We start from the raw sequence: 14,558 nt of genomic DNA, 5'->3' as shown, positions 1-14,558 counted from the left end.
GACACGCACCGAACCAGCGGACCATCAGAGGTGTCAGGCGGGCCGCAGGCAGAAAGGGTGCCCGGCGGGACTGGCGTAGACACGACCGCCCCGGTGGGTGGCGAGGTCGGCGTCGTCGGTGGGACGCAGCCGACGCGCGCCGGCTTCGAGCGCCGATCTGTCCGCTGAGACGATGTCATCGGTGGCCAGGTCCACGTGCAACTGCTGGGCGCCGTCCTGCGGCCAGTCCGGCGGAACGTGCCCCGGAGCCCGCTGGATCACGACTGCGGGGAACCCGTCGACGGCCAGGAAGTGATGGTTCCCGGTTCTTGTGATCGAGCCGCCGAGTAACCGGTGCCAGAAGGCGCTCTCGGTGTCCACGTCGGCTGCGTCGATGATGATGGCGGCAAGGTTGAAGGTCATGTCACACCACCGGGATGATTCCGCCGTCGACGCGGAACTCCGCGCCGGTGAGCCACTTCGCGCGCCGGGACGCGAGGAAGGCGATCATCTCGGCCACGTCCTCCGGATCGCCGGGCCGGCCCATCGGCACGTTCAGGTGCTCCACGATCTGCCGCTTGAGTTCGTCGAGGCCGATGCCCTGCTGCTCGGCGATGTGGGTCAGATGTTCGTTGGCGCCGGCGGTGGCCACGAAGCCCGGCAGGACGCACACCACTCGGACCCCGTGCGGGCCCACCTCGGTGGCCAGCTCGCGGCTGTAGACATTCAGTGCCGCCTTCGCCGCCGCGTAGGACGCCTCGGTGCGCTGCGGCAGCCGGCTGGCGATCGAGGAGACGTGTACGACGACGCCGGAACCTCGTTCGACCATGCCCGGGACCAGCGCCCGGTCGAGCCGGACGGCGCTGAGCAGGTTCATCTCCAGGTCCGAGTACCACGACGTGTCGGAGCGTTGCAGGGTCGGCGTGGGTGCACTCGCGCCAGCGGCGTTGTTGACAAGCACGTCCACCCCGCCGACGCGGTCGATGATCAGCCGGCCGAGTTCGGCCACCCCGTCCTCGGTCGCGAGGTCGGCGGGGAAGTGGGTGGCCGGCAGATCCTCCGGGGGCGCACCTCGCGATGCGGTCAGAACGGTAGCTCCGGCGGCGGCGAAGCGGCGGACGGTCGCCTCGCCCAAGCCACGGCTGCCGCCGGTGACCAGCACGCGAAGGTCGTTCAGGCCGTCTTCTGAGTGGGTCATGTGTCGCCCTCTGCGGTAAAGTGAACCGGACTCCGGAAAGCTAGCATAAGCGGAGTCGGACTCAGCTTGTGGAGGATCTTTTGTCAACGTCACGGCCGATGCGCGCCGACGCCCGCCGCAACCGCGAGGCGCTGCTGACCACGGCACGGGAGATGTTCCTCGGCGGCGAGGCCGACACCGGCGTGGAGGAGATCGCGCGGCGGGCGGGAGTTTCGGTGGGAACGCTCTACCGCCACTTCGCCACGCGCGAAGCCCTCGTCGAGGCGGTCTACCGCCAGGAGGTCGACGACCTGTGCGCCGCCCCCGCAAACCTCCTCGGCCAGCACCCTCCGGACGAAGCCCTGCGTCGTTTCCTGCTGCTGCTCGTCGACCACGCCGCCATCGGCAAGGGCATGGCCGAGGCGTTGGAGAGCATCATGATCACGGACTCCCCGGTCTTCGACGACGCCCGCACGAAGATGGCGCAGTCGCTCGACCAGTTGCTCGCCGCGGGAGTGGCGGCGGCAACCATCCGCGACGACGTCACCGGGCGCACCCTGCTGCGCGCGATGGGCGGCATCTGCGAGATGCGCCCCATCGGTGGCTGGCAGGAGGAGGCCCGGCAGATCACGGCGATCCTCTTCGACGGCCTGCGCCACGTCGCGCCGACGGCGCGCGCATCGTGAACGCCACCCGGTCGCTGCCCTCGATGCGCCCCATCGGCTGCGTCGCACGACGACCGGCCATTCAGCGGATTCACAGAATATTCAAAGCTTAGACGGTAGTGAATCAGATACTTGACCCTTCAACTTTCCCGGTGATAACTTTCATCGACCGAGTCCACTGGGGAGGAAAGAGTTTTCATGCGACTGAAATCCCTCGCGCTTGCCCTGTCCACCGCGGGTCTGCTGGCTGCCGTCCCGGCCGCGTCGGCCTCTGCGGCCACGCCGGCCGACGAGCCGTGGCCGCCCGGCAACTGCCAGCCGGGCACGTTCTGCGCCTGGCCCAACTGGGCTCCCCCGAACACCGGCCCCACCGAGACCCCGTCCCTGGTCACCACCGGCCCATGGGTCGGCAGCGCTCCGACGAAGCAGTTCTACAACTACACGAGCGCAAACGTCGAATTGGAATACCACAACACGTGGGACCCGTCGACTGTCATCACCCACTGCGCCACCCCGCGCGGCAACATCTTCTACCTTGAGGTGATCGTGACGAAGGTGAATTGGCACGGCTCCTGCTAGCGGGATTCTTCAGCTGGCGGTCGTCCGACTCCTGCGCCGGATGAGCGTGTCGAAGACGACGAGCGACAACGGCACGAACACCCACAGCTGAAGGACCGTGTACCGACGCAGTTCCCGATCGGTGTCGACGTCGGCGAGTTCGGCATCGAGGGCACCCGGGCGCATCAGCCTGATCGCGTACCAGGCGAGCGGGGCGTAGTTGAGACCTGCGCCGACCAACCACAGGCCGATCGCCCGGGTGCCGGAACTGTTCGTCGGCGCCAGTAGCCAGCTACCCAACGCCACCATGACCAGCACGCCGCCGAGGAATTCGGCCAGAATGATGTGCCGTCGACGGGCGGTGCCCCGGGTGCCGTATGTCGATGGCCGCCAGTCGACGAACGTCCATCCGCCGATGATGTCACGGGCGAACCCGACCGTGGGGGCCTGTCAGACGCGGTGGGCGGACCTGACGCGGGCCTCGTCCTGCTGCTGCGCCGCCGGCCGAGGCGTCACCGCGTATCGGCTCAGGGCCAGCAGCGGAAGGGCCAACGCGGCGAGGGTGAGGCCGAGCGCCGCCACCGCGATCATGGCGCCCCGCAGGCCGGTCGCGGCCGCCCACAGTCCGACGTAGACCGGCCCCAACAGGAATCCGAGGTACGCCACGGCCGTCACGATCGAGGTCGCCCGCCCGCGCGAGGACTCGACGACGTTGCGCGAGACGATGCTCAACAGCGTGGGGAACAGGGCGGCGGTCCCCGCTGCGGCGAGGACCAGCCCGGCCAGGGCGACGGGGACCGACGGGGCGCGTGCCAGCAGCGCCGCGCCGGCGGCCGCGACGACCGATCCGAGGACGAGGACCGTCCGGGCGTGCGCGGGATTCAGCGTGCTGACCGCGAAACGGGTCGTCGCCACGACGGCGGCGAACGCCGCGGGTGCTATCGCGCTGAGGCCGGGCCCGGTGGCCAGGACGTCCTGCATGAAGACGGCACCCCAGCTCTGGTGGGCGTTCTCGCTGGCGAATGCGAGCGCACCGAGCACACCCACCAGGAATAGGGGTGCGAGCGGCATCCGCAGGCCGCTCCCGCTGCTCGGCGCGACAGGCTCCGGGCCGGACAGGTCCGCGGGCAGCGTGCGGCCGATGGCGGCACCGGCCAACAGCGACACCAGCAGTACGGCAGCGAACGGAACCCAGGTGGGGGCCCCGAGGGCGAACGCGGCGCCGGTGCCGAGGCTGGACACGACGACCGTGGTGGAGAACACCGCGCCGGTCCGGGTGATGATCGGTTGGCCGGAGCGTTGCTCGGCGCGTCCGCCGACGGAGTGCATGGCGACGTCGACCGCGCCGCTGGCGACACCCACAGCGGTCAGCCCGGCGCACAGCCCGACGAGCCCGCCGGCCGTGACGGAAGCGGCGAGCCCCGCAACGCCCAGGGCGACCACCGTCAGGGCCGTGCACCGCAACCCCCAACGGTCCAGTGCCCGACCGGTCAGGGGCATCGCCGGCAGCGCGCCCGCGCTGATGAACAGCAGCGCGGCCCCCAGTTGGGCGTCGTCCAGACCGGCCTGGTCGCGGACGCGGGGCACGGCCGAGCCCCAGGTGCCCCAGAAGGCGCCGAAGACGACCGACGCGAGGTAGGTGGCCGTGACCAGCTGTCGGTGCGGCGACGCGGATCCCATTGTGGAACGCTACCCACCCGCCGCCCTCGATCACCTCAGGGTGACGGCCAGGGCCGGGGTTTCCGGAAACGTGAGACCTTCACCCGACTTGCCGGCGGCGACGACACCCTCGTCGGCGGCCCCGCCGCAGTCAGGCCAAGGGCTGACGAGTCGCTCGGCGGGCGGGTCACCCAGGTGACCGCAGATCCCGGCAGTCCTGTTCACGACGAGCGGGGACGCAGCGCAGGGACCACCCGACGAGTGGTCCCTGCGCTGGTTGACGGTGAGTGGCTAAACTTCAGGTTGGCAGTTCACCTGCGCTCTGCTGCGGCGGGCGCAGACCTCGGGAGGGTGTTCCCGCACCCTCTCGAGGGGCCGTCCGATCAGACGGCGCCTACTCGCAAAAGACCCGCACCGTGGCATCGGGGGAGTCCACCTCCACTGTCACGTCGTCGAGGTGCTCCACGAGCGCCTCCAACTGCTCGGGCTTGAGCTGCGCCAGGTCGATCGGCACGCCCGAGTCGCTGAGTGAGGCGTTGGCCTTGGCCAGCGCCTGCGGGGGGACCAGCGCCGCCAGTCGTACGCCGGCCCGCAGCAGTTGCAGTGGCACCCGCACGTTGACCCGCGACGGCTCGCCGTTGTCGGTGGCGTCCACCACCACCCGCAGGTACTTCACCTTGCCCTTCGGTCGGGCGTCGGGACCCGCCGCCGGCGCCTGGCCCCGTTCGAGCGCGGCGATGAGCTGCTCCGCCTCCTCTGCGGTGATCATGCCGGAGGCCAGCATGTCGAGGATGTCCTTGCGTTGTTCGGTCATTTGACCCTCTCCTATCTGATGGCCACGAGCACGGCCGTGCGGCCCTGCTCGATGTCGAAGCGGGCGCCGGGCAGCGCGGAGATGACGCGCCAGCCGGCGCCGAGTGCCCGCACCGCACCGATGCGGAACACCAGGCAGGCCACGGTCGCCGCGAGCGCGACCAGGACCACGAGTGGGAAGAGCAGGATCACCACCGGGAGCACCGGAACCCAGAAGCGGATGGGCCGGCGGTCCGGGCGGTTCACCTTGACGGTCACCAACTGCGGCATCATGGCCGGCCTTCCAGCTCGGCCAACGCCTGCTGGGCGTTGATCTCACCGCGTCGCAACCGGTCGATGACGTCGGCCCGCGACGGGGCCGGATCGGTCTCGACGAAGTCGAGCATCTGCGTGATCCGGTTGAGTCGTGACTTGATCGTCGGGTAGCTCACCCCGAAGATGCGTTCCATCTCCTTGATCGAACCGTGGCAGCGCACGAACGCCGTGACGAAGACCTGATCCTCGACGTTGAGCTGAGCCAGCTGCGGTAGCTCGAACGCGCCCTCGATCGCGACGCCGTTGCCCGCCATGCGCACCCGCTCGACGACGAACGGCTGCCCCCGCGTCAGGCCGGTGAGTTCCTGCCAGTCCATCGCCTGATCTGTCATACCTAAATTTGTAGCTTAAGAATCCTCAACTTTCCAGAGGCGGGTCTTAACTTTCTTAATTTCATGCTCGTGGTACGCCGCCGCGCCTATCCGCACCGGATGGCCTGGAGAGCCGTGTCGAGTGCCTGGTCCGCCGGGACTGGTACGTCGGGGACCACACCGACGCCCTCCCAGTTGGTGCCGGTGACGCTGTTGATCGTCCGGGCAGTCGGCACGGTCACGAGGATGTGCTCGGTGACCGGGTGGCGGGCCGTGGGGTGCGCGCCGCCACGGGTCGTCTCACCGACGACGACGGCCCGGCCGTGCGCCTGGAGGGTGTACGCCACGTCCTCGCCCCCGGAGAACGTTGCCGCGCTGGTGAGCACATAGACCGGACGGTCCACATAGCGCGGTGCGGGAAGGTGCGCGGTGGTCCAGAACTGACGCGTGGCGCCGGTGGACCGCTCGTAGAAGTCGTTGAGATGCACCTGGTCGTCGCGGAAGAAGTAGCTGCACCACATCGCGGCTCCCTCCGGTGTTCCGCCGCTGCACGCGCGCAGGTCGAGGATGAGCGCGGAGCTGAGGGCGACCAGGTGCATGGCCGCGCCGATCGCGGCGGCGCCTTCGTCGGCGTACGCGATGCGCCGCACGTCGATGAGCCCGACGTTCCCGTCCACCTGCTCGACCCGGCGGATCCCCTGGTTCTCCGCCCTGAGCAGCGCGCGGAACGCGGCCTGCCCCCCGTCCTCGTCCGCCGGATCGAGGGACTGCGGCTGGTCCGCCCAGAGCAGCCGCAGATGCTTGTCCGGGCGCACCTGCTGAAGGTGGGCGGTCACCGTCTCGCAGAGCACCGGCCCGTCCAGGTCGTCGTACTCGCCCGCCGCGAGACGACGTCGGATCGCGGCGTCGATGTCGGCGACCTTCGCGGGAAAGACGTACCCTGCCTTGATCCGGTCCAGGGCCTGTCGGATTATCTGTTCGTTGGAGAGCACGGCGGGCCATGGTAGACCGCAGGCCGCGTCATGACCATCGAATTTGCAGGGGCCCGGGTTCGACGATCCGGGGCGCGTCGGAGTCAGGAGCGCGGCAGGAAGCCCACCAGCGACGTGATGATCGCGAGCCGCAGGGCCGATTGCAGGTCGATCTGGTAGACCGCGAGCGCCGGCTCGGACTCGTACACGGCGAGCAGGCTCGGCGGCGGTGCGGTGTAGGCGGACAGCGCGCCCGCGACGAGCAGGGCTTGCAGGCAGAACAGCTCAGCGCGCTCGCCGACTTCGGGCAGGTGCCGCCGGATGAGGTCGGCCATCACCGCGAGGTTGGCCAGCGAGGCCCGCTTGTGTCGGCGGACCACCTCGACCGAGACGTTGTGCTCAAGCACTCCGCCCTGCGCGCCGAAGAGATCACACAGCACCGTCTGGGCGGCGAGCGACCGGCTGAGCACGTCCGCCACCTGCTGGGCCCGTTCCAGCGCGGACCGGCTCGGGTCGACGCCCCGGGCCAGCTCCTGCTCCAGCTCGGCCAGCCAGGTCGCCGTCCGGTCGTCCAACAGGTCGAGCAGCACCGCTTCGCGGGACTCGAAATACCGCAGCACAGCCGTCTTGGCCAGGCCCACCCGCCGGCTCAGCTCGTTCAGGGTCACCTCGGCCACCGACATCTCGTCGAGCATCGCTGAGGTCGTGTCCAGGATTGCCTGGCGCCGGACCGCACGCTGCTCCTCGCTGCGTGCCCGCTGGAACGTCATGACGCCAACCCTAACTTAGGTACCGCTGGTCTCTTGACAGTGTACCGTCGGTACTTTACCGTTCAGGCATAACTTACCGGCGGTACATTGGGAGCCTGAGATGAACTGGACCGAGCAGCAGATTCCGCGTCAGGACGGCCGCGTCGCCGTGGTCACCGGGGCCAACACCGGGTTGGGCTTCGAGACTGCCCGCCGACTCGCCGAGCGCGGGGCGTCGGTCGTGCTGGCCGTCCGCGACACCGAGAAGGGCAAGCAGGCCGCCGCCCGGATGAGCGGCGACGTCTCCGTACAGGAACTGGATCTGACCTCGCTGGAGTCCGTGCGCGCCGCCGCGGCCGACCTGCGTGCCGCCCACCCCCGGATCGACCTGCTGATCAACAACGCCGGCGTGATGTACACCCCGAAGCAGACCACCCGCGACGGCTTCGAGATGCAGTTCGGCACCAACCACCTGGGCCACTTCGCGCTCACCGGCCTGCTGCTCGACCGGCTGCTGCCCGTGCCCGGCTCGCGAGTGGTCACAGTCAGCAGCGTCGGGCACCGCATCCGCGCCGCCATCCACTTCGACGACCTGCAGTGGGAGCGTTCGTACAGCCGGGTCGGCGCCTACGGCCAGTCGAAGCTCGCCAACCTGATGTTCACCTACGAGTTGCAGCGCCGGCTCGCCCCGCACCGCACCACAGTCGCGGTGGCCGCACACCCCGGCATCTCCAACACCGAACTCGTCCGCAACGCCCCGGCGGCCGTCCGCGCACCGATCACCTGGCTCGCCCCGGTGATCACCCAGCCGGCGGCGGCGGGCGCGCTGCCCACCCTGCGGGCCGCCACCGACCCGTCAGTCCTCGGCGGGCAGTATTACGGCCCCGACGGCCGGGGTGAGACGCGCGGCTACCCGAAGCTCGTCACGTCCAGCCCCGAGTCCTACGACCTGACCGTGCAAGAGCGCCTCTGGGCCGTCTCGGAAGACCTCACCGGCGTCCGGTTCCCGGTCGGCCAGGCGGCCCTCGCGGCGTGACCGCGCCACGTCGCAGATGATCGGTCGCGGCGAGACCCGCACGGGTCCCGCCGCGACCGTCAGTTGTGGGGCCGGGTGAGCCAGCGGCGTCGCACCGCCTCGGCGGGTGACCTTTCCCCGGTGGGTGTGCTGTGCGGCGCGCTGATCACTCGAAGAACTTGATGCTGAACCCGGTGTCGGATGTCGGGCCGGGCACGTTGGCGCGGCGGTAGGTGGTGTTGCCCCACCAGCAGAAGGTGCCTGTGTACCAGTACCGGTTCGCCCACGAGTACGCGGTGCCCTTCGGTACGGCGTGGAACATCAGCGGGAACCTCGGCCCGGCGGGCGGGCTCGTGGCGATGTCGCCGTTGAGCAGGACGAAGCTGTGGTGGCCGGGCCCGTTCACGTACAGCGTGGGATCCCAACCGGCCATCATGGTGGCCCGGTTCGAGCCGAACAGGCAGCCGTTGGACTTGTACCAGTCCCACACGTACGTCGGGTCACCGCCGGCGCGTAGCCGCAGGTCGGCGAGGCAGTACTGGTCACTCCAACTGCCGTTCGCGGAGTAGACGATGTGCAGTTGCCCGTTCGGGTCCCTGATCGCCTCGGGGGACTCGTTGATGAACGGATTGCCGACGACGCGTTCCCAACTCTCCCTCGGCTGGGAAATGACGAACCGGTTGCCGGTCGGGGTGAGCGGGTCGCTCATCCGGCTGAGGTAGATGTTCTGTTCGACGTTCGTGTCGCCGGCCCAACCCGACCAGACGAACCACCGCTGACCGTTGAACGTGAACAGGCTGCCGTCGATGGCCCACTTGCCGCCGGGCAGCGCGAGCTGCCTCTCGGCCGTGTAGCCGCTCGCCGGCGACGCCGAGTGGATCACGTACATCCGGTGTGCGGCTGCGCGCCCGGCCGAGAAGTAGATGTAGTACCGGCCGCCGTCGGTGACGATCTCCGGGGCCCAGACCTCACCGAGGTTGCGGCTGTCCGTCCACACCTGCCGCGCCGGTGCCGCGGCCAGCCCGTCGGTCGACGAGGCCTGCCGCACGGCGATCCCGCCGTTGAGTGACTGCACGGAGATGTAGGTGCTGCCCACGCGGATCACGCTCGGGTCGGCGGCCCGCAGACCTGTCTGCCCGGCCGCCGCCGGCCCGGCGCCGGCAGCGGACAGGCCGGCGGCGAGCACGGCGGCCAGCAGGACGGAGAGGATGCGCGGAAGGGTTCGGTCGCCCACGTTCACGATGGGGACTCCTTTCAGCTGGCCGATCATCGGCCCCCGGTCACGTCGGTCCGGTCGGTCACCTCGGCAGCGACCGGAGTGGACTGTCGGAACTCGCTGACCCTCTGGACGCTGCCACACCGTCCGCCCCACGGCCACCGCTGAGGCGGCGCGGTACGGCCCACGGCCCGGACGTCACCAACCGGGCCGCTACTCGCGGCCCACCCAGGTGGCCACGCATGCCTCGTTGCCCTCGGCGTCAGCCAGAACCCACCACCGGGGCGCGTGCGCGTCCGAGACCAGGTGACCGCCGGCGGCCAGGGCCGCGGCGACGCGTGCCTCCGCCTGGTCGTGCGGGACAGCGACATCGAGGTGCAGCCGGTTGCGCTGCGGGCGCGGCGCGGCCATCGGCTGCAACCCGAAGCCCGGCCCCCGGCGCGCCGGGTCGGACAGGTAGTCGTCAGCTATCTGGCGGTAGCCGAGCAGCGCCCGCCAGAACGGCAGCACGTCCGCGCCGACATGTGCGTCGAGGGTGACGTTGACGAGCTGCACCGCAGTCGGGTCGGCGGTGATGTTCAGGTCCCTGGCGGCGGCCGAGATCCGCCGGGCCAGCGAGATGTCGCGCCGACTCAGGCTCACCGTGACGCCGGAGCCGCGAAGGTCGACGGCCACGTACCGCTGCTGGACCTCGTCGACCACCCGGCCGATCTCGTCGACGAGGGTGGAGCCCTCGGCCAGCGAACCGGTAGGGAAATGGGCCGAGACCAGGTGGTAGAGGCAGCGCCAGTCCTCGACACCGTCGGCCGCGTGGAACTGCTTCGCCGTGATCTGCGCAGTCATGCCCGTGACGCTACCCAGCGGGGCTCGTTCGGTCGTACGGCCGTGGCCTTCGGTTGGCTGGTCGAGCCAACAGGCCTGGGCAGGGTGGACGAGCGACCACAACCGGGTGGGATCTGCTCGTGTGTCGTAGTGCTGAGCTGCCACAATGGACGGCGAAAGCCGACCGAGGGTTCGGGGAGGCGCAGGTGGTCCTGGATGCGTTGGCCGCAGGTGCGCAGTTGGCGACGTCCGCGGCAGAGATCGTCGATCGCATGGGGTTGTTCAGGCCGACAGAGGTGACGCTCGGCATGCTCGGCTCCGCCCAGGGGGCCTGGGATGGCAGCAGGGCTGTCTTCAGGCTTCGCCTCGACACCACAGTCGCCTACGACCGGAGTCGCAGGCCAAGCGTGCTGGTCCTGATGCGCGGAGGTCCACGAGGTCTCGTCGACGACGCGCCTACGTGGTCCACGCGCGTCCGACTCGGTGGCCGGTATCTGTTCCACGTCCCGCCGGGAACGTACGCGGTCGCCGCCCTGTACATCGCGGCGCACGTTCACCCGCGCATGGTGCCGGACCTCCTGGCAGTCGGCGAAGTCCCGCTCAGGGAGTTGGTGATCGGGGATCGCCCCACCATCGCCGTCCCAGGGCTGGCGCCCAGTCACGCTCACGTGACCGCACTGGAGAGGGCACCGGAAGCACAGAAACTGTTCCGGGTCCAGCCCCCCGTCGTGCCCTCGCGGCCCGGCTATCGGAGCATCTCACCAGCTGGCGGGTCCGGCCCCCTCTTGCAGTGCCGCGCGAAGGTTGCGGGAGCGCCGAACGGCCGGTGCACCGGGACCAACCGAGGTGAGGCGGTGTGTGCCCGGCACCGAGGAACGAACGCCGTCGACTTCCAAACGGATGATCCCCTTGCGGCAGGCCCGGGGCCGGAAGGCCAGGTTCGCGCCCTGCGGCCGTCCTCTCACCCGACAGCCGTGATGCCGGCGGCCATCGGCGTTGCGGGAGTCGGTTCCGCCCGATCGTCGATCGCACCCCCGGGGCCTGGCCGCCAACTCGCCGCAGGGGTCAACGGATTCGTCCCCCTCTACCAGTGCGTGGCGACGGACATCGGAGCACCGAACGGCCGGTGCACCGGGACCAGTCGAGGTGAGACGCGGTGTGCCCGGCACCGGTGATGAGCGCGACCTGGAGTCGCAGACATGCGGAGCCGGACCGACGGCAGCGACCTGCGCGCCGCGCACGGGGGGCGGCGGACGACCCGGGTGCGGGGCAGGGACGGACTTCCGACGTTGGGGACCTGTCCGCCCTCGGATGACCCACCCTTGTATTCGGTTCACCACTCTGGGTAACCGTACGCAAGGGATTGTGGGAGGTCGGCATGCTGACGATCATTGAGGACCGGACGACATATCCGCCGGACGGCCGGATCCCCAACCTGGAGGACGACGAGACGGCGTGCGCCGCCATCGGCACACGTATCGAAAAGCTCCTGCCGGCCGACTACCAGGGCGAGGTCTTCGCCCGCCTGATCACCTGGTCGGCGAGCGGCCTGAGCAGCCAGAGCTTCCCCACCTGGGCCGACGCCATCACCGCCGCCACGAAGTACGCGCGGGAGGAGTTCGCCGGCGGCACCGACCAGCGGCGGCGTGAGCAGGCCCTGGACGCCAACGACCTCGCCAAGCTCGACGCGGCCGTGGTCAGCACCGGACGGACCGACGACCCGCGGATCGCGGCGCGCGACAAGAGCCGCAAGTGGGCCAACTGTGGCCTGGCCGCGTTCCAGATCCGCGAGCAGTTGCGCATCCGGGGCGGCGAACCGCTCCGCCGGTCGGCGCAGACCTACGGGGCCGGTCAGGGCGATGCTCTCCGAAAGGCCCTGCTGGTGCTGCCGGCGAGCGCCCAGAGCGTCCTGTTGCTCGACTGCCAGTTCCCCCAGGTGCACAACTTCATGATCGAGGTGCACCACGACGGGTCCCGCTACCTCGCCCAGGGCTACCAGGGCACGTACTTCGCGCACTGGTGGCTCGGGTTGGACACCAGCTACTCGGGCACACCCGGCGCGGACATCCTCGCCCTGCGCGAGCGGTACGGGCTCGGCCGTCGGATCAGCACGACGGACTACACGAGCCTGCTCGACGGCTTGGTCGCCGCCATCTCCGGCGGCTGGCCGCAGGCCGCCGCCCAGTGGCGGACGCTGCCCTTCAACCCGGACCAGCAGGAGGTCGAGGGGATCGGCAAACGATCCGCCTCCCCGACCATCCTGATTGAGGATTTCGAGGTGCGTAGGCCGGAGGTGGCCCGCGCGGCTCTCGGCGGCGGCGACGCCTCACTCAGCGAACTGACGACCCGAGGCTTGACCACCGACTGACCGGCGAACCAGGTCGTCCGGGCGGATTGATCATCACGAGGGCTTCGATTACCGTGCGCGTCTGTGAAGCCCACTCGCGTCGCCTTCGTCCTGCTGATCCTTACCGCTACGACGGTCCTTGCCGCCTGTGGGGGAGAGGACGCGGCGCCGACGGCCGGCTCCACCCCGGCGACGCCCACCTCCGCCGCCCCGTCCTCGGCGGCGCCCTCCACGCCTGCCACCCCGGCCTCGGTCGCTCCGGCCACGTCGGGTGCGACGACGGGCGGGACGAGCGACAAGAAGCTGTGCGAGTCGGCGCAGAAGGCCGGCGACGAGATGAAGGCGGCCCTCATCGACATGGTGAGGACGGGTGAGCCCTCGGCTGCGGACTACCGGAAGATCCTGACCGGACTGGACCAGGAGCTGACCCGGGTGGCCTCGGCCGGCGCGGGCAACAGCAAGGTGGCCGCCGCCCTGCGCCGCTTCGGTGACGAGGCGGCCAAGGCGGCGGCCGCGCCCGACCCGGCGAGCGCCGCCGACAACCCGACCTTCGAGAAGGCCGGGGCGACCATCACCGCCGCGTGCAAGGCCGCCGGCGTCCGGGTGAACTTCTGACCAGACGTCACGGCCGCATGCCCCTGCCCGCGTGACTAGCTGGCGAAGTCGACGCCGGTGAGGGTGACCGAGCGGTGCGCGGCGAGAAGCTCGGCCTGCGCCGTGACGGCCTTGCGGGTGGCGCCCGACAGCCTCTGCCAGGGCTGGACGGCGACCGTGAACGCCCTGCCCGACTTGCGGGGACGCCAGGTGCCGACCAGCTCGCCGTCGACCAGGACGGCGCCGGGTCGACCCAGCACCGGCCACAACTCCTTGCCGCGGGCGGCGTCCGACACCAGGGTCGCCCGGTCCTTGGCCTGCAAGAACAGGTCGTACGGGCCGAGCAGGCGCGTCCCGGTGCGCTCGGCCGACTCCAGTGCCTCCTCGTCGGCGGCCAACAGGGAACGCACCTCGCCGTCGACCCGCACCTCGATCACGTCCTCGGGCCAGAGCGCCTTGACGTCCTTCGACGGCGCGTCCAGGTAGTCGGCCACCTGTTTCGGGGTGGCCGGACCGAGCAGGCGAAGGTACGCGCGGATGAGGTCCAAGCGGTCGTCCACCGCCGTCGCCTTCCTGAAGCCGGTGATACGCCGCAGGACCGGAGGTGAGGTGTCGAGATCCAGCTCCAGCCCGGCCCGCACGGCGGCGAGCCGGAACGGCATCTCGTAGACGTGCGTGGCGTCGCACGGCCGGCAGAACCGCAGGTACGGCTCGGGAAGCATCGTGGCCAGCCGGCCGGACACCGTACCCTTGACCGTCGGCGCGGTGACAATGGCCCGCATGCGGTTGGCCACCTCGTCGAGGGCGGCGAGGTTGCCGATGCCGGCGGCCTTCAACGGCTTGGAAGCGTCGTAGATGCGCTTGCCCGCGTCGGCGTCGGAGAAGGGCTCGACCGCTGCCGCCACCGCGCCCACGTCGGCCCGACGGTAGAGGTGGGGAGCACCCCGCACTGTCCACAGCAGGACCACGTCCTTGTCGGACAACGCGGTCACGTCGACCCCGCGCACGGCGAGTGCCCACCGTGCGCCGTCCGGTCCGGTGTTCTGCACACCGATGTCCAGGATCGCGGTGTCGGCGAGCGTGCCCTCGCTCCGGTCGAGCTGCTGGGCACGGACGCGGAAGTTCATCACCTGGTGACGATCGACCATGTCTGCACCCTAGTCCGGCACAATGACACGCTCGTGCCAATGCCGGCGGGGGGAGGCGCCCGATGGGTTACCGCTTCGAGCATGTCGACCTGCCCGAATCCGCCGCCACCGCGCGCGCCCACGCCGAGGAGTGCCTCGACCTCGGCGGAGCGTGCGGCAGTTGGCCACGGTGCCGCGACGAGTACGAATCGCTGGCCGCCGCCCATCAGTTCGCCCTCA

General features: G+C 70.2%; 17 protein-coding genes. 5 read left to right on the top strand and 12 right to left on the bottom strand.

Going from position 1 to position 14,558, the window contains the following annotated elements; all coding sequences use genetic code 11:
- Positions 1–33: 33 nt before the first annotated feature.
- Both AB0N27_RS09655 and AB0N27_RS09650 read right to left on the bottom strand, forming a co-directional pair.
- Complete coding sequence (locus AB0N27_RS09655; protein WP_364365737.1) at positions 34–402, bottom strand: VOC family protein; 369 nt, start codon at positions 400–402, stop codon at positions 34–36.
- A 1-nt stretch (position 403) separates the two neighbouring features.
- Positions 404–1,177, bottom strand: coding sequence for an oxidoreductase (locus AB0N27_RS09650; protein WP_364365734.1), 774 nt, complete (start codon positions 1,175–1,177; stop codon positions 404–406).
- Between the two features lie 98 nt (positions 1,178–1,275).
- On the opposite strand from AB0N27_RS09650, the gene AB0N27_RS09645 reads away from it, so the two are divergent.
- Complete coding sequence (locus tag AB0N27_RS09645; RefSeq protein ID WP_364365731.1) at positions 1,276–1,842, top strand: TetR family transcriptional regulator; 567 nt, start codon at positions 1,276–1,278, stop codon at positions 1,840–1,842.
- A 177-nt stretch (positions 1,843–2,019) separates the two neighbouring features.
- On the top strand, positions 2,020–2,400 hold the full coding sequence (locus AB0N27_RS09640; RefSeq protein WP_364365728.1) for a hypothetical protein: 381 nt from the start codon (positions 2,020–2,022) through the stop codon (positions 2,398–2,400).
- Between the two features lie 9 nt (positions 2,401–2,409).
- On the opposite strand, the gene AB0N27_RS09635 is transcribed toward AB0N27_RS09640, so the two are convergent.
- From AB0N27_RS09635 to AB0N27_RS09605, 7 genes are all read right to left on the bottom strand, one after another.
- Complete coding sequence (locus AB0N27_RS09635) at positions 2,410–2,697, bottom strand: hypothetical protein (protein WP_364365725.1); 288 nt, start codon at positions 2,695–2,697, stop codon at positions 2,410–2,412.
- Positions 2,698–2,829: 132 nt separating this feature from the next.
- Positions 2,830–4,059, bottom strand: coding sequence for an MFS transporter (locus tag AB0N27_RS09630; RefSeq protein WP_364365722.1), 1,230 nt, complete (start codon positions 4,057–4,059; stop codon positions 2,830–2,832).
- A 373-nt stretch (positions 4,060–4,432) separates the two neighbouring features.
- Positions 4,433–4,852, bottom strand: a complete 420-nt coding sequence (locus AB0N27_RS09625) for a hypothetical protein (protein WP_364365719.1) — start codon at positions 4,850–4,852, stop codon at positions 4,433–4,435.
- A gap of 11 nt (positions 4,853–4,863) precedes the next feature.
- Positions 4,864–5,124, bottom strand: coding sequence for a hypothetical protein (locus tag AB0N27_RS09620; protein WP_364365716.1), 261 nt, complete (start codon positions 5,122–5,124; stop codon positions 4,864–4,866).
- A complete protein-coding gene (locus AB0N27_RS09615; protein WP_364365713.1) occupies positions 5,121–5,498 on the bottom strand; it encodes a DUF2089 domain-containing protein in 378 nt (125 codons plus the stop codon). The genes AB0N27_RS09620 and AB0N27_RS09615 overlap by 4 nt, the downstream gene beginning before the upstream one ends.
- An 86-nt stretch (positions 5,499–5,584) precedes the next feature.
- On the bottom strand, positions 5,585–6,469 hold the full coding sequence (locus AB0N27_RS09610) for a S41 family peptidase (RefSeq protein WP_364365711.1): 885 nt from the start codon (positions 6,467–6,469) through the stop codon (positions 5,585–5,587).
- A gap of 83 nt (positions 6,470–6,552) precedes the next feature.
- Positions 6,553–7,218, bottom strand: coding sequence for a TetR family transcriptional regulator (locus tag AB0N27_RS09605; RefSeq protein WP_364365708.1), 666 nt, complete (start codon positions 7,216–7,218; stop codon positions 6,553–6,555).
- A 100-nt stretch (positions 7,219–7,318) separates the two neighbouring features.
- Between AB0N27_RS09605 and AB0N27_RS09600 the strand changes: the two genes are divergently transcribed.
- Positions 7,319–8,233 (top strand): SDR family NAD(P)-dependent oxidoreductase, encoded by a 915-nt coding sequence (locus AB0N27_RS09600; protein ID WP_364365705.1) that lies wholly within the window; start codon positions 7,319–7,321, stop codon positions 8,231–8,233.
- Between the two features lie 145 nt (positions 8,234–8,378).
- Here the strand turns inward: AB0N27_RS09600 and AB0N27_RS09595 are convergent, their stop codons facing one another.
- Both AB0N27_RS09595 and AB0N27_RS09590 read right to left on the bottom strand, forming a co-directional pair.
- Entirely contained in the window at positions 8,379–9,446 is a 1,068-nt protein-coding gene (locus tag AB0N27_RS09595) for a glycoside hydrolase family 43 protein (protein WP_364365703.1), read from the bottom strand.
- Positions 9,447–9,641: 195 nt separating this feature from the next.
- A complete protein-coding gene (locus AB0N27_RS09590) occupies positions 9,642–10,271 on the bottom strand; it encodes a VOC family protein (protein ID WP_364365700.1) in 630 nt (209 codons plus the stop codon).
- 1,357 nt (positions 10,272–11,628) lie between these two features.
- On the opposite strand from AB0N27_RS09590, the gene AB0N27_RS09585 reads away from it, so the two are divergent.
- Together AB0N27_RS09585 and AB0N27_RS09580 are read left to right on the top strand one after the other, a co-directional pair.
- A complete protein-coding gene (locus AB0N27_RS09585; RefSeq protein ID WP_364365697.1) occupies positions 11,629–12,618 on the top strand; it encodes a hypothetical protein in 990 nt (329 codons plus the stop codon).
- 63 nt (positions 12,619–12,681) lie between these two features.
- Positions 12,682–13,212: a hypothetical protein gene (locus AB0N27_RS09580; protein ID WP_364365694.1), complete on the top strand. Its 531-nt coding sequence runs from the start codon at positions 12,682–12,684 to the stop codon at positions 13,210–13,212.
- Positions 13,213–13,247: 35 nt separating this feature from the next.
- Here AB0N27_RS09580 and AB0N27_RS09575 read toward each other — a convergent pair whose 3' ends face one another.
- On the bottom strand, positions 13,248–14,339 hold the full coding sequence (locus AB0N27_RS09575) for a winged helix DNA-binding domain-containing protein (protein WP_364365691.1): 1,092 nt from the start codon (positions 14,337–14,339) through the stop codon (positions 13,248–13,250).
- Positions 14,340–14,558 lie beyond the last annotated feature (219 nt).

Origin of the sequence: Micromonospora sp. NPDC093244, assembly GCF_040683695.1 — a bacterium.
In the GTDB taxonomy this organism is placed as follows: domain Bacteria; phylum Actinomycetota; class Actinomycetes; order Mycobacteriales; family Micromonosporaceae; genus Micromonospora.
Note: the sequence above shows the minus strand (reverse complement) of the source record. Positions and strands in the feature narration are given on the sequence as shown.

Coding starts and splice junctions, on each gene's coding strand:
- AB0N27_RS09585 (WP_364365697.1), top strand. CDS start 11,629: ATGCTGACGATCATTGAGGACCGGACGACATATCCGCCGGACGGCCGG.
- AB0N27_RS09630 (WP_364365722.1), bottom strand. CDS start 4,059: ATGGGATCCGCGTCGCCGCACCGACAGCTGGTCACGGCCACCTACCTC.
- AB0N27_RS09655 (WP_364365737.1), bottom strand. CDS start 402: ATGACCTTCAACCTTGCCGCCATCATCATCGACGCAGCCGACGTGGAC.
- AB0N27_RS09590 (WP_364365700.1), bottom strand. CDS start 10,271: ATGACTGCGCAGATCACGGCGAAGCAGTTCCACGCGGCCGACGGTGTC.
- AB0N27_RS09625 (WP_364365719.1), bottom strand. CDS start 4,852: ATGACCGAACAACGCAAGGACATCCTCGACATGCTGGCCTCCGGCATG.
- AB0N27_RS09575 (WP_364365691.1), bottom strand. CDS start 14,339: ATGGTCGATCGTCACCAGGTGATGAACTTCCGCGTCCGTGCCCAGCAG.
- AB0N27_RS09645 (WP_364365731.1), top strand. CDS start 1,276: ATGCGCGCCGACGCCCGCCGCAACCGCGAGGCGCTGCTGACCACGGCA.
- AB0N27_RS09640 (WP_364365728.1), top strand. CDS start 2,020: ATGCGACTGAAATCCCTCGCGCTTGCCCTGTCCACCGCGGGTCTGCTG.
- AB0N27_RS09650 (WP_364365734.1), bottom strand. CDS start 1,177: ATGACCCACTCAGAAGACGGCCTGAACGACCTTCGCGTGCTGGTCACC.
- AB0N27_RS09605 (WP_364365708.1), bottom strand. CDS start 7,218: ATGACGTTCCAGCGGGCACGCAGCGAGGAGCAGCGTGCGGTCCGGCGC.
- AB0N27_RS09600 (WP_364365705.1), top strand. CDS start 7,319: ATGAACTGGACCGAGCAGCAGATTCCGCGTCAGGACGGCCGCGTCGCC.
- AB0N27_RS09615 (WP_364365713.1), bottom strand. CDS start 5,498: ATGACAGATCAGGCGATGGACTGGCAGGAACTCACCGGCCTGACGCGG.
- AB0N27_RS09620 (WP_364365716.1), bottom strand. CDS start 5,124: ATGATGCCGCAGTTGGTGACCGTCAAGGTGAACCGCCCGGACCGCCGG.